This window comes from Tamlana sedimenti, from assembly GCF_038148895.1.
Lineage (GTDB): Bacteria > Bacteroidota > Bacteroidia > Flavobacteriales > Flavobacteriaceae > Tamlana.
This window is the reverse complement of record NZ_JBBVGQ010000001.1, coordinates 1037795-1059607: the sequence shown is the minus strand read 5'-3', so window position 1 is coordinate 1059607 and position 21813 is coordinate 1037795. Positions and strand designations below refer to the sequence as shown.

General features: G+C 35.2%; 21 protein-coding genes. 8 read left to right on the top strand and 13 right to left on the bottom strand.

What is annotated here, in order from left to right; all coding sequences use genetic code 11:
* Nucleotides 1-41: 41 nt before the first annotated feature.
* The 6 genes from WJN01_RS04640 to WJN01_RS04615 all read right to left on the bottom strand — a co-directional run bounded on the left by WJN01_RS04640 (nt 42) and on the right by WJN01_RS04615 (nt 3599).
* On the bottom strand, nt 42-485 hold the full coding sequence (locus tag WJN01_RS04640; protein WP_445195973.1) for a LexA family protein: 444 nt from the start codon (nt 483-485) through the stop codon (nt 42-44).
* On the bottom strand, nt 479-1738 hold the full coding sequence (locus WJN01_RS04635; RefSeq protein WP_445195972.1) for a Y-family DNA polymerase: 1260 nt from the start codon (nt 1736-1738) through the stop codon (nt 479-481). The genes WJN01_RS04640 and WJN01_RS04635 overlap by 7 nt, the downstream gene beginning before the upstream one ends.
* A 69-nt stretch (nt 1739-1807) precedes the next feature.
* Nucleotides 1808-2257 carry a DUF3157 family protein gene (locus tag WJN01_RS04630; protein WP_445195971.1) on the bottom strand — a complete coding sequence of 150 codons (450 nt, stop codon included), beginning with the start codon at nt 2255-2257 and terminating at the stop codon, nt 1808-1810.
* 35 nt (nt 2258-2292) lie between these two features.
* Complete coding sequence (locus tag WJN01_RS04625; protein ID WP_445195970.1) at nt 2293-2499, bottom strand: helix-turn-helix domain-containing protein; 207 nt, start codon at nt 2497-2499, stop codon at nt 2293-2295.
* A gap of 3 nt (nt 2500-2502) precedes the next feature.
* Nucleotides 2503-3030, bottom strand: coding sequence for a DUF2975 domain-containing protein (locus WJN01_RS04620; protein ID WP_445195969.1), 528 nt, complete (start codon nt 3028-3030; stop codon nt 2503-2505).
* A 2-nt stretch (nt 3031-3032) separates the two neighbouring features.
* Nucleotides 3033-3599: a DUF2975 domain-containing protein gene (locus tag WJN01_RS04615; RefSeq protein WP_445195968.1), complete on the bottom strand. Its 567-nt coding sequence runs from the start codon at nt 3597-3599 to the stop codon at nt 3033-3035.
* Nucleotides 3600-3693: 94 nt separating this feature from the next.
* Here WJN01_RS04615 and WJN01_RS04610 point away from each other — a divergent pair, with 94 nt between their 5' ends.
* Entirely contained in the window at nt 3694-4110 is a 417-nt protein-coding gene (locus WJN01_RS04610) for a DUF2007 domain-containing protein (RefSeq protein WP_445195967.1), read from the top strand.
* Here the strand turns inward: WJN01_RS04610 and WJN01_RS04605 are convergent.
* Entirely contained in the window at nt 4086-5582 is a 1497-nt protein-coding gene (locus WJN01_RS04605) for an aminotransferase-like domain-containing protein (protein WP_445195966.1), read from the bottom strand. The two genes, WJN01_RS04610 and WJN01_RS04605, sit on opposite strands and share 25 nt — an antisense overlap.
* Before the next feature lie 72 nt (nt 5583-5654).
* On the opposite strand from WJN01_RS04605, the gene WJN01_RS04600 reads away from it, so the two are divergent.
* The 3 genes from WJN01_RS04600 (at nt 5655) to WJN01_RS04590 (ending at nt 9010) form a co-directional block, all read left to right on the top strand.
* A complete protein-coding gene (locus WJN01_RS04600; protein ID WP_445195965.1) occupies nt 5655-7475 on the top strand; it encodes a TonB-dependent receptor plug domain-containing protein in 1821 nt (606 codons plus the stop codon).
* A gap of 97 nt (nt 7476-7572) precedes the next feature.
* Entirely contained in the window at nt 7573-8433 is an 861-nt protein-coding gene (locus WJN01_RS04595; protein WP_445195964.1) for a cupin-like domain-containing protein, read from the top strand.
* A 61-nt stretch (nt 8434-8494) separates the two neighbouring features.
* Complete coding sequence (locus tag WJN01_RS04590) at nt 8495-9010, top strand: DUF6646 family protein (protein WP_445195963.1); 516 nt, start codon at nt 8495-8497, stop codon at nt 9008-9010.
* Between the two features lie 99 nt (nt 9011-9109).
* On the opposite strand, the gene WJN01_RS04585 is transcribed toward WJN01_RS04590, so the two are convergent.
* Nucleotides 9110-9583 (bottom strand): regulatory protein RecX, encoded by a 474-nt coding sequence (locus WJN01_RS04585; RefSeq protein ID WP_445195962.1) that lies wholly within the window; start codon nt 9581-9583, stop codon nt 9110-9112.
* An 83-nt stretch (nt 9584-9666) separates the two neighbouring features.
* Here WJN01_RS04585 and WJN01_RS04580 point away from each other — a divergent pair, with 83 nt between their 5' ends.
* The gene (locus WJN01_RS04580; RefSeq protein ID WP_445195961.1) at nt 9667-11928 is read left to right on the top strand and encodes a RemA C-terminal-like gliding motility protein; all 2262 of its coding nucleotides are present in this window, start codon (nt 9667-9669) and stop codon (nt 11926-11928) included.
* Between the two features lie 127 nt (nt 11929-12055).
* On the opposite strand, the gene WJN01_RS04575 is transcribed toward WJN01_RS04580, so the two are convergent.
* The 4 genes from WJN01_RS04575 to gdhA all read right to left on the bottom strand — a co-directional run bounded on the left by WJN01_RS04575 (nt 12056) and on the right by gdhA (nt 18995).
* The gene (locus WJN01_RS04575) at nt 12056-14467 is read right to left on the bottom strand and encodes a TonB-dependent receptor (protein WP_445195960.1); all 2412 of its coding nucleotides are present in this window, start codon (nt 14465-14467) and stop codon (nt 12056-12058) included.
* Nucleotides 14468-14469: 2 nt separating this feature from the next.
* The gene (gene recO / locus WJN01_RS04570; RefSeq protein ID WP_445195959.1) at nt 14470-15189 is read right to left on the bottom strand and encodes a DNA repair protein RecO; all 720 of its coding nucleotides are present in this window, start codon (nt 15187-15189) and stop codon (nt 14470-14472) included.
* On the bottom strand, nt 15189-17534 hold the full coding sequence (porZ, locus tag WJN01_RS04565; RefSeq protein WP_445195958.1) for a type IX secretion system anionic LPS delivery protein PorZ: 2346 nt from the start codon (nt 17532-17534) through the stop codon (nt 15189-15191). Before porZ ends, recO begins: the two co-directional genes overlap by 1 nt.
* A gap of 117 nt (nt 17535-17651) precedes the next feature.
* A complete protein-coding gene (gene gdhA / locus WJN01_RS04560) occupies nt 17652-18995 on the bottom strand; it encodes an NADP-specific glutamate dehydrogenase (RefSeq protein WP_445195957.1) in 1344 nt (447 codons plus the stop codon).
* A 202-nt stretch (nt 18996-19197) separates the two neighbouring features.
* Between gdhA and WJN01_RS04555 the strand changes: the two genes are divergently transcribed.
* Together WJN01_RS04555 and WJN01_RS04550 are read left to right on the top strand one after the other, a co-directional pair.
* Nucleotides 19198-20037, top strand: coding sequence for a THC0290_0291 family protein (locus tag WJN01_RS04555; protein ID WP_445195956.1), 840 nt, complete (start codon nt 19198-19200; stop codon nt 20035-20037).
* A gap of 166 nt (nt 20038-20203) precedes the next feature.
* Nucleotides 20204-20905 carry a DUF3298 and DUF4163 domain-containing protein gene (locus WJN01_RS04550; RefSeq protein WP_445195955.1) on the top strand — a complete coding sequence of 234 codons (702 nt, stop codon included), beginning with the start codon at nt 20204-20206 and terminating at the stop codon, nt 20903-20905.
* Here the strand turns inward: WJN01_RS04550 and WJN01_RS04545 are convergent.
* Complete coding sequence (locus WJN01_RS04545) at nt 20885-21349, bottom strand: DinB family protein (RefSeq protein ID WP_445195954.1); 465 nt, start codon at nt 21347-21349, stop codon at nt 20885-20887. The two genes, WJN01_RS04550 and WJN01_RS04545, sit on opposite strands and share 21 nt — an antisense overlap.
* Nucleotides 21350-21409: 60 nt before the next feature.
* Here WJN01_RS04545 and WJN01_RS04540 point away from each other — a divergent pair, with 60 nt between their 5' ends.
* Nucleotides 21410-21760 carry an arsenate reductase family protein gene (locus tag WJN01_RS04540; RefSeq protein WP_445195953.1) on the top strand — a complete coding sequence of 117 codons (351 nt, stop codon included), beginning with the start codon at nt 21410-21412 and terminating at the stop codon, nt 21758-21760.
* The last annotated feature ends 53 nt before the right edge of the window (nt 21761-21813 follow it).

Below are 21813 nucleotides of genomic sequence, written 5' to 3'. Positions count from 1 at the left end.
CGCGAAACTTAAGTTTCGCGTTTTTTTATGTGTCATCTTCCTTAATATATTTTCTTGATTACATTAGTGACTATTCCCCAAATAATAAAATTATTTTCTTCTGTAACTTTTATAATCGGAAAATTAGGGTTCTCAGGCTGCAACCAAACCCCTTCTTTGTTAACTTTTAAGCGCTTTACGGTAAATTCTCCATCTAAAAAGCAAACAGCTATTTTATTGTTTTCTGGTTCTAAACTTCTATCAATCACCAACAAATCATTGTCATCTAATCCAGCACCTATCATGCTCTGGCCACTTACACGTGCGTAAAAGGTTGCCAATTTATTTTTAACCAGCATATCATCCAAAGAGAGACGTTCTTGTTTAAAATCATCTGCTGGTGACGGGAACCCTGCCGAAATTCCTGCATCAAAGAAAAAGCCTCCAGAATTATCTAAAAATTTTGGAGTAAAAAAGGTTAAGTTTTTGGTACTTTCTACTAACATTTTACTTTTATTATATCATTAATATCTGTGGTATACCTTGGTGACAAACGTTCTTGACGCATTTTCCATGTGCGTTTTAAATCTTGATTGCCCAATTTTATTTTATAATCCTTATACTTTTTATTCAACCCATCAATGGCAGACATAAGGGATTTATGTTTCGGGTTTTCATGCTCAAATATATCTAATTGATAATTATTGTTGGGCACCAAACCCATTACAATAACCCCTGCCCGTTTATATTTTATACCTTCTTTAAAAATGCTAGTAACTGCACGAACAGCTTCTTTGCTAATAATCAAACTGGAATCTGTTGGGTAAGGTAAACTTACAATTATACTACCTCGATGCTGCTGTTCGTCCTTTTTATGCCTATCGCTACTTAGTATTACATAAATCATATTGCAGCTCGATTTTTGTATACGTAATTTTTCGGCACAACTTGTGGCAAAGGTAGAAATTCGCTCCTTAATATAATCAATATCACTGTAAGTGTAATCAAAACTTCTGGTAGTGGCAATAGCACGTTTTGCCTTGACCTCATCCAGTTTTATTTTTGAAATACCCTCTAAATCTTTTTTAAGTTTCCACTCGGTGATTGAAAATGTTTTCCGAACCCAATCATCTTGAAGTTGTGTGAAATCGAATGCCGTTTTGCAACCCTTGGCTTTTAATCGTTTTTGTAATCGCCAACCAATGCCCCAAACGTCTTCAATTTTTATCCATTTTAAAGCTTTTATACGCTTTTCTTCTGAGTCAATTACATATACTCCGCTTGTTTGATTGGGAAATTTTCTGGCTATTTTATTAGCAACTTTACTTAAAGCCTTAGTTGGTGCTATACCCACACAAGTTGGGATACCTGTCCATTTTAAAATGCGTTGCCGTATTTTGTTTCCGTAATCGTTAAAATTATAGTTTTCAAAGCCTTTAAATTCTATAAAAGCTTCATCTATACTATACACCTCAACATCAGGTGTAAATTGTTCCAGAATTTTCATTACCCTATTGCTCATGTCTCCATATAAGGGGTAATTCGAAGACAATACTTGAATATTATTAGCTTTACAAAACCCTTCCCATTTAAAAATAGGCGCTCCCATTGGCAATCCAATAGCTTTGGCTTCATCACTGCGCGAAATAACACACCCATCATTATTACTTAAAATAGCAACAGGTTTATTGCAAAGATTGGGATTAAAAACACGTTCGCAAGACGCATAAAAATTGTTACAATCTACTAGGGCATACATGTTATAAAAATACAAAAAACCACCTAGTTTCCTAGGTGGCCATGCATTAGTTTTTATGAAGTTTACTTTTTAAAACAACTTGCCTTTTTCAAGAATAGCATAGCCGGTACGCTTATAAAACACCTTTTTGCCATTGGCGCAAAACGCATAACTGCCAGTCGATTTTTTTTCAGAGGCTGATAACAGCAACACATCTTCTACGGTACAATCGTAATCTTTGGCAACTTTGGCTTTAATATGGTCAATGGTAGCACGACCCCTTTTTAATTGGTCTTGAATTTTTTTGTTCAACTTAGGCTCTTCAAAACTATCCGTTAAGTTGCAACCATTTTCAATACTAGGTTTAGGAATTTCATTTTTCTTCACTTGGGCAACTGGCACCTCAGCATCAATATACTCCCAAGTGTAATCGGCCTTAAGCAACACGCGCCTGCCGTCTTCTGTTTTAACAATATAATTGTTCTGCGCGAAACTGGCATACGATATAAAGGAAAGCAAAAGGAAAAAACATAGTTTCATAACAAGATTTTTTTGAATAACCCAAAAGTACAACTTTAATCTTCAACATACTCCAAAATATCGGCTGGTTGACAATCCAAAGCTTTACAAATAGCCTCAAGCGTTGAAAACCGTACAGCCTTGGCCTTGCCTGATTTTAAAATGGAAAGGTTGGCTTCGGTAATACCGATAATTTCAGCCAGCTCTTTGCTTTTCATATCTCGCTTGGCAAGTACAACATCCAAATTTACAATAATGGCCATGGCTTAAATGGTTAAATCGTTTTCTTCTTTTAGCCTTCTTGCGTTGCTAAAAACTTCACTTAAAACCTGAAAAAATAAACCAATGGCTATCCATACAATGCTCAAATGAAAATTATACTCAAACTCATAATGATTGGTAAAACCTCCAGGATGATAGGTCGTGTAATAATAATTGATGGGAATGCAAGAGACCAAAATAAACCCAAATCCAATTAAAATTAAATACTTGCCAATTCTATGAAACAAATCAATAACTACATTGTCAAAAACCTTCAATTTCTGGAACAATAAAATGATTTTACGGAACAGAAAGAGGCAATAAACCAAAGCCAAATACAGTACAAATTTCAATAATGAAGAAATAATTAATCCTGCACCTAGTTTAGTGTATTGTTTTCCATCGTATTCAAACCCTGCGGAATTTATCTTGAACAAGACAACTATGGCAACTAAAGGAGCAATAATAGCTGCGGCTATATTAACATAATAAACAATATCTGTAATTACCTTGAGTAGGTTTAGTTTTTTCATTTCTATATGGTTAAATCATTTTCTTGTTTGAGATAGCCTGCATTAGCAAAAATGTTACTAAACAGTAATAAGAATAGCCCAGTTATTAATAGAAAAATACTAGTTAAATTGAATGAAGCTACAACTATACCCAATAATCCAACCCAAAATGAATAAGGAATATTTAAAGCCATGTTACCCATAATACTTTGGAGATAAATTGCAGCAATAAATTTAAGAAGGACAGAAATCAAACTGATTATGACAAACAATCTGCCAACAGATCTCAATCGTTTCACAACATCTGGAGAATAAAAATCATTATTTTCAAAAAAACCAATGCACTTCTTCAAATGATGAACACAAACTATAAATAAAATAAAACCAATTATTTTGGATAATGGCTCCAAATACACGAACCAGCCAAAATGATTTATATTAAATACCCCTTTGAAAACTTGAAGAACTGGTGGTAAATATTCGTTGAAGAAGACTGCAGCTATAAAAAAGACCACCCCTAATACACCAACAGAAATAAGACTTATGTATAAAATATTAAATAAAATCTTTAAAATTCTCACCTTTTCCATTATATAAAATTATTGTTTAACGATAACAAATATATAAAAATTATTGAAAAACAATAATTTTTTATTAAAACTCGTTTATTATATTTGATTCAACATGAGCCAAACTTTTAAAACCATAGCCAAGTTTCAATATTCCAGTGAAGCCCAAATTATAAAAGGGAGGTTGGAGGCAGACGGCATCAATGTATTTTTAAGTGACAACTTTACCATAGACACCGATCCCTTGGTAAGTAATGCCATTGGCGGTGTAAAACTTAAGGTACTCACCAAAGATGCTTTGAAAGCCCAGCATATTTTGGACAGTATTGCAAAATATTCATTGGATGATGAGGGTAATGCCATTCATTGCCCTAATTGTAATAGTACCAAGGTTCAATTATTTTCAACTATTAAAGATTTCAAATCGTTCTTCTCCTTTGTTTTGGGTTTTTTGTCTGGCACGCTTCCTTTTTATGCCAAGGATAAATATAGATGTGAAGATTGCAATCATGAGTTCGAGACCACATCATAGGCTTGTTTCAGTTTTTTTACAACAGTTTCAATATCTGTTTCGTTTAAATGCCCAAATCCAAATCGGATAGCACAAGTATTCCTGTCTTGATAAAGAATGGTTTTGGGGAGAAAAACATCCAGTTTCTCAGCCTCTTCAGCTAATTTTATCAACGATATTTTCGGCTCGAACTTCAGCCACATGGCGAGTCCACCGGATGGTATTTCCCAAATAACCTCGTTATTAAAATGTGTGTCTAGATGCTTGCATAAAGAATCGCGTCTTTGCTTATAAATAATGACATTCTTCTTCAAAAGTCGATGAATTTCACCTTCATAAATCAGTTCGGAAAGCATTTGCTCCTGTATTAAATCGCCCTGTTTATCCAACAACTGCAAATAGTTTTTTGCTTCAGAAATTAAATTTTCGGGAGCCACCACAAATCCCGTTTGAAAACTTGGAAATAACGACTGGCCCAATTTCCCTAAATAAATAACCACCCCATTGGCATCGGCAGTAGCCATGGGCAACATGGCAGATCCTTCGTACTGAAAATCGTAATCATAATCGTCTTCAATAATGGCAAATTGGTAGTCTTTCGCCAATTGTAATAATTTTAGACGACGTTCAGCACTTAACTTAGCCGTTGTTGGATAATGTCTGTTGGCACACACATATACGCAACGAATATCTCCTTTTTTAAAATGGTTTTTTAAATAATCTACATCTATCCCATCAACATCCACAGGAACGGTTTTGATGTTGGCGCCGGCTTCTTGAAAAATCATATTTGCAGCATAGTTACTCAATTGCCCAACCAAAACCAAATCATTTTGCTTTATCAAAAGCTGTGAAACAATAAACAAACTCATTTCGGTGCTTCGCGTACATATAACATTTTTAGGGTTTAAATGAAATCCTCTTGTCGCATTTAAATAGTTACAAAGTTGGGTTTCGAATACCGAATAGGTGGACTCGTTGGTTTGATTCCATTTAGAAATCAATGTTTTTCGTTTCATTGCAGAACTGTACCACCTAGAAAATTGATGTATGGGATGCAATCGTAAATCTGGCGCGCCATCATTGATGCTGTATTTTGCCTTTGATGGTTGAAACGTTGAAGCTAAATTAAATGATGGTTGAAACGGAAAACCCGTTGTTTTTGAATATTCGTAAACGTAATCAATTGGCTGAGTTGAAGCCTTAATAGGTACGGTAGTTTGCTCGGGCATTAAAACAAATGTGCCTTTGTTGGGAATTATTTCTACCCAACCTTGCGACGCCAACTCATCATAAACCGCTACAGTGGTTTTTCTGTGAATTTGCAATAACTCGCTTAGTGTTCGGGTTCCTGGAAGAACCGAACCTTTTAACAAATAGCCTCGTTGAATGGCATTGATAAGCTGTTGCGCTATTTGGATGTAAACCGGTGTTGTATTCAATTTTTCAAAAGAAATCAACTCTTTTAAAAGAAGACTAACCGGACTATTCATTGTTTTAAAACTGGACTATCTGAATCGTCCGGAAAGTTACGACTTTTGCATCGTTTTTAAACATTGTATTTTATGAAAGCCAAATTAGCCTTAACCGCCATCTTATTTTTATCATTTTTAATAGGACACACGCAAGAAGACCAAGTAAAAATGGATTCTTTAGATCAAGTTGTAATTACATCAACACGAATAGATTTACCCTTTAAGGAAAACTCTAGAACCATAGATATTATTTCTTCTGAAGATATTAAAAAGAGTGCCGCAACAAATGTTGCCGATTTGTTACAACAAATTGCGGGAATAGATATTAGACGACGCGGAACTGCAGGAAGTCAAGCCGATTTATACATCCGCGGAGGAAATTTTGACCAAACCCTTCTTCTTATTGATGGTATTAAAATGGACGATGCCCAAACAGGCCACCACACTATGAATGCTGCTTTACCAATTGAAGTTATTGAACGTATTGAAATTATTAAAGGTCCTGCCGCTAGAATTTTTGGGCAAAATGCGTTTAACGGCGCTATTAACATCGTTACCAAGAAAAACCTAAATAACACGGTTTCGGTTAAAACTGAAGGCGGGTCTTTTGGTCAATTAAACGGTGGAGTAACTGTTGGTGGCGATTTAGAAAACTCATCACATATTGTACATGTTGACAAAATGACTTCGGCAGGATATAGGCACAATTCCGATTACGACAACAGCAATTATTTTGTAAAAAGTGTTTTTAATAAAGACAAAAAAGCCATTGAAATGATTGCCACGTTTCAAGAACGTAAATTTGGCGCCAATGGGTTTTATGCCAGGGCAAGTGCCACCGAGCAATATGAAGAAACCCAAAATAGTTTAATTGGATTTTCAACACAATTCAATAACGAAAGACTAACCATTAAACCTCGCGTATACTGGAAACGCAACCAAGACGAATACATATACCTAAGAAATGACCCAACGGTTTACCGAAATTTACACATTACCAACAAAATTGGAGCGGAAGTGAACGCTTCTTACAAGTCTAATTTAGGTGTTACCGGTTTTGGTGTAGACCTCTCAAAAGTGTATATAAAAAGCAACAATTTAGGAGACCTAAATCGATTTATGACCACCTTGTTTCTGGAACATCAATTTAAATGGGACAATTTAGACATGACCCCCGGTGTTGCCTTAACGTACTTCTCAGATTTCGATTTTTATGCATTCCCAGGTTTAGATGTTGGTTATAAAATAACCGACAATTTAAAAGCTTACGGAAATATTGGATATACCTACCGTATACCAACATATACAGATTTGTATTATAACGATTCTAGTACCACGGGAAATCCAAATTTGGAAGTTGAAGAAGCTTTGGCCCAAGAAATCGGCATTAAATATTTTTCACCAAAATTTTCGGGCTCGATAGCAGTTTATAATAGAGACGCTAAAAACTTAATCGATTTTATTCGTCAAAACACCACCGAAACTTTTTTTACAGCTACAAATATTGCCGAAGTTAACACCAAAGGGTTTGAAGTTGATATGGCATACAACTTTAAACTTAATAGTTTCAACCAAACTTTAGCAGTTGGCTACAATTTTTTAGATGACAATATTTTAGACCAAAATAAAGATTTATCACGTTATTCCTTAAACACATTAAAACACCACTTTACCACTAGACTAAGCACCCAGTTGTTTAAAAATGTAAGCCAAAATATTGTATACAAACATGCCGAACGCACCACAGGCGATAGCTATAATGTTTGGGACGCTTCATTGGTAGTAAACTTAAAACAACTCGAATTTACAGTAACCGCGAGCAATATTTTTAATGCCGATTATATTGAAGCTGGCTTTGTACCCATGCCACCAAGCAACGTACTGTTTGGTTTACGATATGGCTTTAATTAGCGATATATTTTTGGGTACATACCAAAAGGTCGGTACCCAATTACTATTTTAAATCTCGTGACGTTTTATTAACTTTAGCCCACTAAACTTTGAAGCGTTGTCGTTGAACTTACAAGATATTCCGCGGGTAAAAACCATTACCAAAGCAGATTTTTTAGAACATTATTTTAAACCACAGAAGCCAGTGGTTATTGAGCGTTTTATTGAAGATTGGCCTGCTTACACCAAGTGGAATTTAGACTATATAAAGCAAGTTGGCGCCGATATTACCATACCACTTTATGACGATAGACCAGTTGATTATAAAGACGGATTCAATGAACCTCACGCTAAAATGAAGCTGACCGATTATATTGATCTGTTAAAGCGCGAGCCCACCAAATACCGTATTTTTTTATGGAACGCCCTAAAGGAAATACCATCTTTACAACAAGATTTTAAATTTCCTGATTTTGGGTTGCGCCTCATGAAAAGCATTCCGATGTTATTTTTTGGCGGAGAGGATTCATATACCTTCATGCATTATGATATTGATTTGGCCAATATTTTCCATTTTCATTTTGAGGGCAAAAAGCAAATTATTTTGTTCGACCAAAAACAGAACAAGTATTTATATAAAATTCCACATTCCTTAATCACCAGAGAGGATATTGATTTCAATAACCCCGATTTTGAAAAATGGCCCATGCTAAAACAGGCTAAAGGCTACAAAACAGAATTGAACCATGGCGAGGTATTGTATATGCCCGAAGGCTATTGGCATTATATGCGTTATCTCACACCAGGTTTTTCAATGAGTTTGCGTGCTATTGCCCGAAACCCTAAAAACTTTGGCAAAGCAGTTTATAATGTTTTTATTATGCGCAATTACGACAACATTATGAGGCGCATAAAAAAACAAAAATGGATTGACTGGAAAAACCAACAAGCCATAATCAATACCCACAAGCATTTATAGTTTTTGTGCCTTTTTTGCAAAACTTGTAATATATTTGCCACTTAAATTTAAAACTCAAATCATGAATAAATTTATTTTAGTGTTAGCCCTTTTGTGTGTTTCACTGGTTAGTTCTCAAGCTTATGTTGGTAGTGGCGACAACAAATTTCAAGTGGGTGCCAATTTTCAAAACAACGGTACCGGTCTTAATTTAAGTTTCGATTATGGTATTGGCGAAAACATTTCTGTTGGTATTTCATCTACCTACCTTCTTGGTATTGACAACACCCTAAAAAACAATGCCAATGAGGCTTTAAATGCAGATTTCGATAATCGTTTTGATGTTCGCGCGCGTTTTAACGCCAACTTAGGAAACGTTATAAATGTTGATGAAAATTTTGATTTGTACCCAGGCTTAAGTCTTGGACTGAAAAACTTTGGTGGCCATTTGGGTGCCCGTTACTTTTTTAGTGAAGGCTTTGGACTTTATACCGAATTGAACGTACCGTTTGCAAAATATAAAACAGGAACATTAACGCCTCCTGAAAAATTGCACAACCAATTTACCATTAATTTAGGGGCGTCATTTAATTTATAAATACACTCATTATAAGATGCTGAAATAAGTTCAGCATGACAAAAAAAGCGGGTTTACGTCATGGTAAATCCGCTTTTTTATTCATAAAATCAGTATAATTTACTTGATTAGTTCATTGGCTTTTTCGTAGACCAAGTGCGATTCCCAGCCTCTATAGAGCAGATAATCGATCAATTTCTTCCGTTTCTTAAAAACGTTGCTTTCTTTTATTGTGTAAGCTTTTTTTTCGGCTAACGCATTGAAAACCTCGATATACTCCGTATTTCCTATTTCTGCAAGTGCTTGATTTGTATTAACTTTGCTAATGCCTTTTTTCTTTAATTCATAAGATAAACGGCAGCGCCCCCAATTCTTAATTTTAAACTTACCGCTAACAAATGTTTTGGCAAAACGTTCTTCGTTAAGAAAGTTATGCTCAATAAGGTGAACAATAATCACATCAATAGCCTCGGGTATCATGTGCATTTGTTCCAGTTTTTGGTTTACTTCTTGATGGCAACGTTCTTGGTACGCACAATAATTCTCCAGTTTTTTGGTGGCTTCTTGTAGTGTATATGTTTTTTTGGTTTGCATGTGTTGCCAAAAATAACAATTGAAAAAATATAAATTAGAAAAATATAAAACCAAATCTATTGAACTATCAAAATCCTCTCGCTATGAAAAAAATTACCTTTATTCTTGTTGCTTTTTTAACCATTAATCTGGGGTTTGGGCAAAGTATTTTTGACAATCCAATTACAACAAGTGATCCAGAAAATGATAATCCATATACGATTGGACAATATTTCGACCCTAACATCGTAGTATCGGGAATAGGGAGGGGAACAGGTATAAACCCGGCAAATGGCTTTGGGAGATATAATGCAAACAGCTGGAATACTGTCGCTTTGGACAATACAGCCTACTTCGAATTTACCATTGCCCCAAACTTTGGATATGAAATTGATTTTGTAAGTTTTGAATATACAGGGCAAAGATCTCCAACAGGCGCAAATAATTTTGCTTTTCGAAGCAGCTTGGATGGATATTCAGCAAATATTGGAACACCTGTTGCAACAGGAGCTACAATTGATTTATCCAGCCCAACTTACCAAAACATTACTAGTTCTATAACTTTTAGACTTTATGGATGGGGAGCTACTGGCGGTGGTGGAACTTGCAGTATTAATGATTTTATATTTAACGGTGTTGTTAATGCAATTCCTTGCCCTGGAGGAACTGTAACATGGAATGGTACAACCTGGAGCGCTACACCAGATTCAACTACCGAAGTTATTATTGATGGCAATTATAACACCTCTGGTGGAGGAAGCGAAATAAGCTTTAATGCATGTAGCTTAACGATTAATGCCGGAGCTACGTTAACTGTTGATAACGGAACTTTTGTTGAAGTTGAAAACGATGTTACTGTTGATGGTAGTTTGATTGTGCGAACACAAGGTAATTTTGTACAAATTGACGATGCCGGAACATTTACCAATAATGGTCTCTCAAGGGTAAACAAACAAACGGCAACAAAAGCCGCTTGGTATTATTACACTTATTGGAGTTCCCCTGTGGTTGGTGAAACCATTGGCAGCGTTTTCCCTGATGTTGATGGAGACCGACGCTTTTTGTTTAATGCTGCAAACTTTGTAGACAACAATGGTGATGACATTGATGACAATGGTGATGATTGGCAACCCGCATACTCTGGATTCACTATGGATCCCGGTACAGGATATGCCGTTACTGAAGCCCGGTTATTCTTTGGTGGTTCTGGTACTGCTTCTTTTGAAGGTGAATTCAATACTGGAGATGTTGATGTTAACATAACTTACAACGTTGCAAACACAGGGTTTAGATGGAATTTTATTGGTAATCCTTATCCATCAGCTGTTGATTTTGATGCTTTTCATGCAGCAAACTCCGCCGTTGTTGATGGTGTTGCATACTTTTGGTCGCAAGCTACACCACCAGACAGTTCAAATCCTGGGAACCAAGACATAAATTTCAGTAATAACGATTATGCTACATATACAGTTGGCGTTGGTGGTGCTGCAGGGGGTGGTCCTGATATTCCGAATCAATATATTCCATCTGCACAAGGCTTTTTTATCCCAGCCGTAACCATTGGAACAGCAACATTTACTAATGCCATGCGTATGGCAGATGGTACAAGCAACAGTCAATTTTTTAGAGGTACAAGTTCCAATAAGAAATCAAACAGCCTTGCTGAAAACAGACTATGGGTAAATTTAACTTCGGATAACGGGGTGTTCAATCAAATATTAGTCGGCTATGTTAATGGTGGAACTGATGGAAATGATGGTTTAGCCTATGATGCACCAAGGTTAATATCTCCTGATGCTCCTGCGGTTTTATACACGTCTATGGTGGAAAACAATAAAAAATATGTTATCCAAGGTAAAGACATCAACAGTATTAATGAAGACGAAGTTATTCAACTTGGTTTTAGTACTACCATTGATGTGGCTACACTTTACAAATTATCCATTGCCCAACTGGAAGGCAATTTTTTAAGCAGTAATAGTGTTTACTTAAAAGATAACATGTTGAACACCATACATGATTTATCGGTTTCAGATTACACCTTTACTTCAGAAGTGGGTGAGTTTAACAACCGCTTTGAAATTGTATTTAAACAGCAAGCCCTTTCTACTGATTTTGACTTAACAAATGTAAACAGCTTAAAAATTGTTGAGTTGGATAACCATGATGTTCAGTTTACGGCTTCCAACAACTTAAAAATTAAAGCGGTTAATATTTACGATTTATTTGGCAGACAATTGTATCAGCTTAAAGGGCAAAATACTTCTGAAACCTATAAATTGTCTAATTTAAAAAGCACTGTTTATATCGCCAAAGTGGAACTTTCCAATGGTGCTATTGTCACTAAAAAGGCTGTAAAGAAATAATTATTTTATAGTCATCACATTTGGTTAGCCGTACTGAGCGGAGTCGAAGTGTGGCAATCTCATGATTGAAACTAAAAATTTGACAGATTCTCACGTAGTTTCCTAGCGGTCATTCCTCAGAATGACGTTACAAACTATATTTTAAAGCCAAAATAAAGTTGCGACCGGCCGCGGCAATCCCAGAAGAATACGTTTTATACCGTTGATCGGTGATGTTTTCTAAACTCGCCGTTAAAGTAGCAGAGCGATTAATTTCAAATTGAGTCCTAAAATTAAGCGTGTACCACGATGGGCTATATGGATTTCCGTTTTCATCCAAAGCATAGATGTAATCCTTTTCAATTTCAGAAGGTGCCAATTGATAAAAAGATAAATTGCCATTGTAGTTGGCAAATAAGTCTAATTTTACATTATTCAACAACCAAATTAGGTGGGTATTTCCAAAATTTGGAGCAATATGCCTAACGGGAACTTCTATATTTCCAGCCGTTTCTGTACCGCCAATAATACTGTATTGTGAGGTAAAGTTCAATTGAGATGTTATGGGCATTTTCAAGCCTACTTCAAAACCATGTATCCATGCTTTTGATGCATTTTGAATAGCCTGGACATTGCTTAACTCACCGTCATAGATAATTTCTGTTTCGCCATTTAACGTATAATCCCGTCGCACCAAGGCATTATCCAAATAGGTATAATAAGTGCTCATGTCCAACACCAACTTATCATCAAAATTCAATTTTAAACCAACTTCCCCACCATAGGCATATTCTGGTCTTAAATTTTCGTTGGGTACAACAACAGAGCCAGGTTCTGAATCAAAAACTTTACCAACATCATCAATATTTGGCGCCCTAAACGCCGATGATGCATTGATTTTCCATTGTATGATACTGTTGGGCGACCAACTAATACCGGCAGTCCCTGTTAATGCACCTGCCGTGCTTTTTGAGGATTGGAACGGCAAGTTTAAATACCTATTGTTTTCTGTGAAATCTGCCATGGAGACTACGTTGTTAAACCTTAATCCGGATTGAAACACAAATTTAGGATTGGGCTTATATTTAATACTGGAATAAATTGCGGCAGCTTGCCAGCTTGCACCATTTGGATATCGAGAAACTGTTGGCATTATGGTGTTGGTATCGATATTCTCTTCTTCTCCGGTTGACTTCACCTTATTGTAAATATATTCGGCACCATAAAAAAATTGTGTTTTAAGGCTTAATGTTTTTTCAAAATCTAAACTAAATGAATAAGCATCAACGGCCTCTTCACGTATATTTCTAATCGGTGATTGAAAATTTCTATCCATCCTACTTTCCTGAAAATTTTGATAGGCTATGGTTGCTTTTATCTTGTTGTACAAATTCGAACTACTGCTCAACTTGGTAATCTGCAAATTGCCCATAAACCAGTTTTGTGGGCCATAATTCCATTCTGCCGACCGTAACTCATCGTTTCGGTATCGAATCAATCTGTCATATCTAGGCACATCTGAAGTTGTAGAATAGAACAAACCCAAATCAAAACTTAAATTCTCATAGGGTTCGTAACGTACTTTTTGCATCAAGTTCAACTGATTATACCCAGTATATTTTTGAGTCAATGGGTCACTATTTTGAATAATAACATCGCCTTCACTGGTTTCAATCACAAATTCTGGGCGCAAATATTCATCGGGCCCATGTTTTCCCATTTTTAAATTACCAAAACTTGAATAGCTGGCATTGGTAACAAAAGCCCATTTTTTGTACCCTAAATTAAAATCAAAATGTCCTGCTTTTTCATCATTAGCAGAACTGTACCTCATTATGGCATTTGAGTGAAACAATAGCGAATCTGCATACGACAGTTTAGGCTTTTGGGTATAAAAACTCATCACCCCACCTATAGCATCACTTCCGTAAATAACCGAGCCAGCACCCAGAGTTACTTCTGTATGTTCCACAGATAACGGATCGATTGAAATAACGTTTTGCAAATTTCCTGCCCTAAATATGGCATTGTTCATGCGTACGCCATCAACAGTGATTAATAATCTATTGGTAGAAAACCCGCGTATCATAGGACTACCACCACCTAACTGACTCTTTTGAATGTAAACTTGACCTGTGTTTTCCAATAAATCAGCACTTGTTTGGGGGTTTGAAAATGCAACATGCTCTGCGCTTTCACTTACTATTTTTTGAGGTATGTCCTTTTTGTTCTGTTTGAATTTTGAAGCCGAAATCACTATTTCCTCCAATCCTTGGGTATTAGACACTAAAAAAACACGATTAGATTTCGCAATTTGTTTCTTGGTCAGTTTTTTTAAAACATGTGACAAATGTTTGAAGTAAATAGTCTCGTCATCGGAAAAGTCGTCCAAATCAGCTTCACCTCTAAAATTGGTTACCACACTTTTAGATTTATCAATATTGTAAATAGCAACGCCAAAAATGGGCTCTTTGGTCACACTATTAAGCACTTTAATGTTTTGAGCCTGAAAAGAAATAGATACAAGTAAAAAAAATAAAAGTAAATAATGAGACTTCATGTTTAGCTAAAAACTTGATTAAATACCTGCAGCGACTTGGGAACCTTAAAGCTTCCTAAATGTAGTTCATAATATAACAACATCATACTTAAAAAAGCTTGTCTTTGCTTAGCATTGATTTTTATATCAGGTAAAGCATCAAATGTTGTGCCCAATAAAGTTTTTAATAGTGTTAAATTTTCGCCACTAATACTATATTTATTACTAGCTTTTTGCTCGAATCTGCCCTCGTATAGATTAAATAAAGGGAAATCCACATGGCTGATTTCTGGATAAAAACCCAAATATTTTGTGAGTTTTAAAAGGAACAATAAATGGAAGTTTGAATACTCGGCTTGTGAATCCAACCATAAAAGTGTGCTTTCCAAATAACTATAAAGAGTTTCATTTGGTTCCTCTTCCTGAAGTGTACTCGATAGCACTTCCGCTAAAAACATTACAATAGCACTTTTTAAAACATGGGTATGTAAACTATTGTAAATGAAATTTGGTTTGGCTTCCTTAATGGCCTGAAGCGATCTTGAGTTTTTTTGAATCAGTACAATTTGCAATTGGGATAGCAGCTGAAAATAAGCAACTTTGTTATTCCCTTTTTTACTTTTTAAAACACCACGTAACAGAAAACTCACTAACCCGAGCTGCTGGGTGTAACATTTTACAATGAGGTCGTTATCTTTATATCTTAGTTTTGAAAGAACAATGGCGTTTGTAGTAATAAGCATTAGCGTACCACCATTAATTTTAAAACTTTAGTTTCGTAGCTATCCAGGTCCGAAAGCATTATTAAATACACCCCAGAAGCCACAACATTGTTGGCTAGATTCTTTCCATTCCAATAGGCGGTACCGCCATCAATCTCTAAATTATAACCTGAATATCTCTGGTTAGTTCTTGACTGTGCTTCGGCAACCAAATTACCTTCAATATCCGTGATTTTAATATTTACATTTTCTGAAATATCCTTAATCTTCACCTTTTCATCAACAATATTAAATCCGGGCCTAACTGGGTTTGGATATGCATAGGCACTTTCCAAATCTTCAAAAGGGCTTGACCCTCCCGATCGAAATGATACCAAACCTTTTGTTGTGGCAATATATACAATACCATTAATATCGTCTAAAGAAATGTCTCTAATGCTGTTTGAAGGCAAAGGAGAATTGTCTTTTGTAAAGTGAAAAATTGTCTTTTGACCATTAGGCGAAAAGTAAAACAGCCCGGAATCAACTGTTCCTATCCACTTGTTGTTGGAGCCATCAACCTTAATATCTGTTATATATTGTTGGAACAAAAGTTCTTTTGCAATACCATCTTCCTCTATAATAATTTCATCTACGCTGGGGTTATTGTCATCAAAAAAATTGGAGGTGTTATATAGCACCCTTAATCCTCTATATGTTCCAATCCATAACTGGTTCCTTTTATCCAAGGCTAAAGCAGAAACTCTTTCAATTGGCATATTTTCACTTTCTTTGTAAATGGCCTTTATTTTTGTTCCACTATTGGTTTCGTTAAACCCAATTAGGCCAAAAGCTAAACTTCCTATCCATTTCGTTCTATTATTATCTATTATCACATCACTAAAACCATTGTTGTCTCCAGGACTAGCAATTATTTCTTTAAATGAATAAGATTTCCATTGTTTGTTTGAAGGGTTATAAGTTTTTAATTGGTTTTCAACGATTCCCGATGTTAACCATAATAACCCATCCCTATCGAATGATGAAGCCCCGACCCTAATATCTATATAATTTGGATTATTTGGCAATACCAGAGATTCCAGTCCACTGTTAGTTTCATTGTATAAAATGGTTGGCACTTCATCATTTACCTCAAGTAAACCACTAAAAAACGAACTAATAAACACTTGATCGTTGTTAAAAGGATTAATTGCAATACTGTTTAAACATTTAGCTTCAAATACTTCGGAATAATCATTATTAATCCATTCATCATTTTTCAAATGGCTTATTCCTCTGTTGTTTAACGGGTATGGATTATAAAATTGGTCATACTCTCCAAAAGTCACCCATAAACCATTTGGCTCTGTTTGAAGTGAAAATGGTGTATTTAAGAGAGGCCCTTGTGGATGAATTTCTTCAAGAACAGTTGGGTTTAAAATAGCTGCTTTTAAGATTCCATAATCATTGGTGCCAATATAAATGTTTTCAGCGTCTATGGTCGCACAAACATATTTGGTACTAAAAACAGGATCAATAGGCACTTGCGACAAAACACTAAGATTAGAATCGTAAACAAATACTCCATCAAGAGTAGTAACTACCAAATTTTCATCATAAAATCTTAAATCTTGCGGCATAGTTGAATAGGTAAATACTTCAATTAAGGCATCATTCATAATTTGATAAATTTTCCTATTGGTGTTAATGGCATAAAGCTTGTCATTTTGCGCCTCTATGGAAAGCCAATTACCAGAATTGATTGATTGCCAATTTTGAAAATCAATTAAATTAGGACTGGAAACTAGTGCTTTTTTTATACCATTTCCCCCAAGGCATGAAGCATAAATATAATCACCATAAATGGTTGTTTGGGTTACTTGAACTTGTGAGCCTCCACTGCCAATAAAGTAAGTGTCTCCAAATTCCAAACGTTCCAAGTCAAATACTGAAATGCCAAAATTTGTTGAAACATATAGAACATTTTGATATCCATTAAAATGATTAATTTTTTTATCTGTACTCGGTATTGTTGGCTTATTAATTATATCTACAATAGTTAAAACGTTTTCATCATTATCAAAAACGATTTCAATCAGACCGTTTACATAACCAACAACCAGTAATTCATAAATGTCACTGTAGTAAATTGAAGAAATAGTTTCCCCGGAAAGACCATTGACTGTAGTCATTTCAGTCATTTCATTGGTCTCTGTATCTAATCTGAATATAGCATTCTCTGCTGCGGCGAAAATTTTACCGTTGCCCTGAGTAACATCCTTAATTTGTCTATACGAAAAATGGCCTTGCCAAAGCGCAGAAAAGTCTTGGGAAAATTGCACCAATGGCAATAGAAAGACAATTAAAACTACAATTCTTTTAAACATAGATTTTTGAAAATTCAAATATATTTATAACTAACGAGTTTTACTTTAAAATAATATAATTAAAAAGCAAAAGGCTCCCTAAAAAGGGAGCCTTTTGCTTAAATTAATTTTAAAATCTTAAACTATTCCCTGAGCAAGCATGGCATCGGCAACTTTAACAAATCCTGCAATATTGGCTCCTCTAACATAATCAACATATCCATCATCATCTGTTCCATATTCTATACAAGACTTGTGAATATCAGCCATGATGTCCTTTAACTTGTTGTCAACTTCTTCTCGTGTCCATTTATATCTTAACGAATTTTGTGTCATTTCCAGTCCAGAAGTAGCCACACCACCGGCATTTGATGCTTTACCTGGGGCAAACAATATTTTTGCCTTATGGAATGTCGCTATAGCCTCTTTTGTTGATGGCATGTTGGCTCCTTCACTTACGCAAATACAACCATTGTTTAAAAGTGTTTTGGCATCATTTTCATTAAGCTCATTTTGGGTAGCACATGGTAGTGCAATGTCGCATTTTACATCCCAAGGAGTTTTTCCTTGGTGGTATTCCGCATTGGGATATTTGTCTACATATTCTTTAATCCTTCCTCGTTTAACGTTTTTTAATTGCATTATAAATGATAATTTTTCCTTATCAATGCCGTCAGAATCATAAATATAGCCATCAGAATCTGAAAGCGTTAAAACCTTTCCACCTAATTGAGTAACCTTTTCTGCTGCATATTGAGCTACATTTCCAGAACCTGATACAACAACTTCTTTACCTTCAAAATCATCATTTTTAGTTTCAAGCATTTTTTGGGCAAAATAGACAGTGCCATAGCCTGTAGCTTCTGGCCTAATCAATGAACCTCCCCAAGACATGCCTTTTCCCGTAAGGACTCCAGTAAACTCATTTCTCAACTTCTTGTACATTCCGAACAAATAGCCTATTTCCCTTGATCCTACACCAATATCTCCAGCAGGAACATCTGTATTTGGACCAATATGTCTAAACAATTCACTCATAAAAGCATGGCAAAATCTCATAATTTCGTTATCACTCTTACCCTTTGGGTCAAAATCGCTACCTCCTTTACCTCCACCCATGGGCAGCGTTGTAAGGCTGTTTTTGAATACTTGCTCGAAAGCCAAAAACTTTAAAATACTTGCATTTACCGAAGGATGAAAGCGCAACCCTCCTTTGTATGGGCCAATTGCCGAATTCATTTGAATCCTGTAACCCCGGTTTACCTGTATTTCACCCTTATCATCTACCCAGCACACCCGAAACGAAATTAATCTTTCAGGCTCAACCATTCTGAGCAAAATATTTTTCCCATAATATATATCGTGTTTTACAATGTAAGGAATTACAGTTTCTGCCACTTCTTCTACCGCTTGTAAAAACTCAGGTTCGTGTCCGTTTCTTTCCCTAACCTGATCCAAAAATTCTTTAATGATGCTTTTCATACATACAATTATTGCATTAATATTTATTGAATAAATAATTTATTGGCACAAATATACGTTATCTTCAAAAAAACAAGCTATTTTTTTTGAATTTCGCAATAAATAATTTTACATGATTTTGCCAAATTCATTAATATTTGTTTGTTTACCTAGTTTTTATATATTTGTCCATAGTAACGCCCTCAAAAAAATAAACCTTTTTATGCTTAACTTAAAATATTTGGTTTGTGCTTTGTGGCTATTTCTTAGCGTTCACGAGGCTTCTGCGCAGTTGGGCTTTTCTCACGAATTGGGTGTTATTGCTGGTCCCGTTCAATTTAGATCAGATTTTGGAAGTCGCCAAGACTCTAAAACAAACTTTGGCAACTCAGGATACGGTATTGGCATTGTACATTATATCAATTTTTCCTACAGAGCTGATTGTAATTGCTACACAACTGACACTTATTTTAATGATCACTTTAAATTAAGAAACGAAATATCTTATAACAAAACCAAGCTTGAACACTTAGGCCAATGGGTTGGGCCAGACAACGTGACACCTGATGCGGATAGGCTCAGAGCGCATAAAGGAGTAGCCGAAAACTTTGATATAGGAACACAAATTGAGTTTTTCCCTTTAAGCATACGCGATTTTCAAGGGTTTGCTTATAGCTTTGCGCCTTTTGTTAGCTTGGGCGTACATTATACCTATTCAACCCCAGAAGCCAGTACAACTTATGGTGATGGCGATGTTTACAATCCCGAAAATATTTATTCTTTTTGGTACCGAGACTATACACGTTTACCGCCACTTCCTGCTGGAGTTCCTGAAAGCGAACGTCAGTACCCGATTGACGTTACCCCACTCTCCCATTTTTCTATGGTAGCCAGTGCCGGTGTTAGATACAAACTCACAAAGCTTTCCGATTTAATGTTAGACCTTAGATGGCAATATTATTTCAATGATTGGGTGGATGGGCTTAACCACGAATTATCCTTTAACAAAAATACCGATTGGTTAGTTTGGGTAAATGTTGGCTACATTTACTATTTAGATTAATACTCTCTTTTTTCTCCTTTTTCAAAATTTGATAATGGAACTTATGTTCAATTAAGCAAACGTTATTCAATAAATTAAATAATTCATTTTAATTCGGCATATTTAAATGCAATAATTACCTTTAAGGGTAGTTAATAAATCAATTATGTTTAACAAAAACTTCTACTTGTTTTTTTTTCTATTTATGCTCTTTGTCGCTTGTAACGATGAGACAAAAACATCATTTTCTGAAATTAACATACCCCTAGAAAACAATAACATTGTTGAAATAAACATTCCTGAGGCAAAAGGAAATAAAACAATAACAAATCATATAAATTCTGAAATATCGAGAACAGTATCAACTTCCCTGCATATTGGCGACCCCGATGAGGTCGTATTAAAGCCGATTGAAGAAAGTGTTGAAGCTTTCAATACAGAATATGATTCATTTAAACACGACTTTCCTGAAACCAACCTGATATGGGAGGCCCAAATTGATGGCGAAGTAATTTATCAATCACCTGAAATAATAAGCATAGCCATTACCTCTTATGTCAACACGGGTGGGGCACACGGACTATTGAATATTACGTTTTTAAATTTTGAAAGTACTACTGGACAAAAAATACAAAACGACAAATTAATGAATAATCTAGAGGGATTTAAAGCCTTGGCCAAAACCTATTTTGATAAAAGCATTTCAGAAAAAGAAAGCATTGTTTTTGAATCAGACACCTTCCAACTGCCTGCTAACATCGCTTATTCGGAAAGCGGTGTTGTTTTGCTTTATAACACATATGAAATTGCACCCTATTCCACAGGAATTATAGAGTTTGCTATTCCTTTTGAAGAAGCAGAACCCTTTTTAGTTTTTAATAACTTTTAAAAGTGCCAAAACATAGCCATAGTGAATGCCTTCGTGAACAAGTATAAATTGTAAAGCCTCATCAACATTATGTAATGTGTTTCCTGTTGTTGAAACCGTGTAAACATTATAATCTTTAAAAACACCTTTTTTATAATCTTCCTCTGTTTTTTTAATGGTCGAGAACAATAAAGCCTTAATTTCATTCACCTCAGCTTGGGTAACATCGCCCTGTGGTTTGGAATCTTTTCTGTATTTGTTAACTAAATCGTCCGAAACCATCATGTTTAACCCAGACAATTTATAAGCCAGTAACTGCTCTGTCACCACAATGTGCCCTATGTTCCAAATAATATTGTTGCTAAAACCTTCGGGTATTTTGTTTAAATCTTCCAAGGAAGAATTTTCAATTATTTTGCTAAAAATTCCTCGTGTATTATTCAAAACCTGAAATGTAAAATCCATAATATTTAAATTTTTCGATAAATATAGTTTAATTTGTTTTTTTAGAAACAACTACAACAAATGAAAAAAGTATATTACTTAAAGACCTGCAGTACCTGTATAAGGATATTAAAAGAGCTGAATTTATCCTCGGAATTCATTCTTCAAGACATAAAAAATGAAGAAATAACAGTACAACAATTAGAGCAAATGAAAGATTTGGCGGGTAGTTATGAGGCGCTTTTCAGCAAACGTTCTAATCTGTACAAAGAAATGGACCTTAAAAACCAAAATTTAACTGAACGAGACTTTAAACACTATATCCTTGACCATTACACCTTTTTAAGCCGCCCTGTCATTATCGTTGAAGATAAGATTTTCGTTGGAAATTCGAAAAACACAGTAGAAAGCGTAAAAGCAGCGCTTCTCTAAGAAAATATCTATTTAAAATTATTTTTTTCAAAAAAAGGCATAAAAAAAGTCCT

Coding starts and splice junctions, on each gene's coding strand:
- WJN01_RS04640 (WP_445195973.1), bottom strand. CDS start 485: ATGTTAGTAGAAAGTACCAAAAACTTAACCTTTTTTACTCCAAAATTT.
- WJN01_RS04635 (WP_445195972.1), bottom strand. CDS start 1,738: ATGTATGCCCTAGTAGATTGTAACAATTTTTATGCGTCTTGCGAACGT.
- WJN01_RS04630 (WP_445195971.1), bottom strand. CDS start 2,257: ATGAAACTATGTTTTTTCCTTTTGCTTTCCTTTATATCGTATGCCAGT.
- WJN01_RS04625 (WP_445195970.1), bottom strand. CDS start 2,499: ATGGCCATTATTGTAAATTTGGATGTTGTACTTGCCAAGCGAGATATG.
- WJN01_RS04620 (WP_445195969.1), bottom strand. CDS start 3,030: ATGAAAAAACTAAACCTACTCAAGGTAATTACAGATATTGTTTATTAT.
- WJN01_RS04615 (WP_445195968.1), bottom strand. CDS start 3,599: ATGGAAAAGGTGAGAATTTTAAAGATTTTATTTAATATTTTATACATA.
- WJN01_RS04610 (WP_445195967.1), top strand. CDS start 3,694: ATGAGCCAAACTTTTAAAACCATAGCCAAGTTTCAATATTCCAGTGAA.
- WJN01_RS04605 (WP_445195966.1), bottom strand. CDS start 5,582: ATGAATAGTCCGGTTAGTCTTCTTTTAAAAGAGTTGATTTCTTTTGAA.
- WJN01_RS04600 (WP_445195965.1), top strand. CDS start 5,655: ATGAAAGCCAAATTAGCCTTAACCGCCATCTTATTTTTATCATTTTTA.
- WJN01_RS04590 (WP_445195963.1), top strand. CDS start 8,495: ATGAATAAATTTATTTTAGTGTTAGCCCTTTTGTGTGTTTCACTGGTT.
- WJN01_RS04585 (WP_445195962.1), bottom strand. CDS start 9,583: ATGCAAACCAAAAAAACATATACACTACAAGAAGCCACCAAAAAACTG.
- WJN01_RS04580 (WP_445195961.1), top strand. CDS start 9,667: ATGAAAAAAATTACCTTTATTCTTGTTGCTTTTTTAACCATTAATCTG.
- WJN01_RS04575 (WP_445195960.1), bottom strand. CDS start 14,467: ATGAAGTCTCATTATTTACTTTTATTTTTTTTACTTGTATCTATTTCT.
- recO (WP_445195959.1), bottom strand. CDS start 15,189: ATGCTTATTACTACAAACGCCATTGTTCTTTCAAAACTAAGATATAAA.
- porZ (WP_445195958.1), bottom strand. CDS start 17,534: ATGTTTAAAAGAATTGTAGTTTTAATTGTCTTTCTATTGCCATTGGTG.
- gdhA (WP_445195957.1), bottom strand. CDS start 18,995: ATGAAAAGCATCATTAAAGAATTTTTGGATCAGGTTAGGGAAAGAAAC.
- WJN01_RS04555 (WP_445195956.1), top strand. CDS start 19,198: ATGCTTAACTTAAAATATTTGGTTTGTGCTTTGTGGCTATTTCTTAGC.
- WJN01_RS04545 (WP_445195954.1), bottom strand. CDS start 21,349: ATGGATTTTACATTTCAGGTTTTGAATAATACACGAGGAATTTTTAGC.
- WJN01_RS04540 (WP_445195953.1), top strand. CDS start 21,410: ATGAAAAAAGTATATTACTTAAAGACCTGCAGTACCTGTATAAGGATA.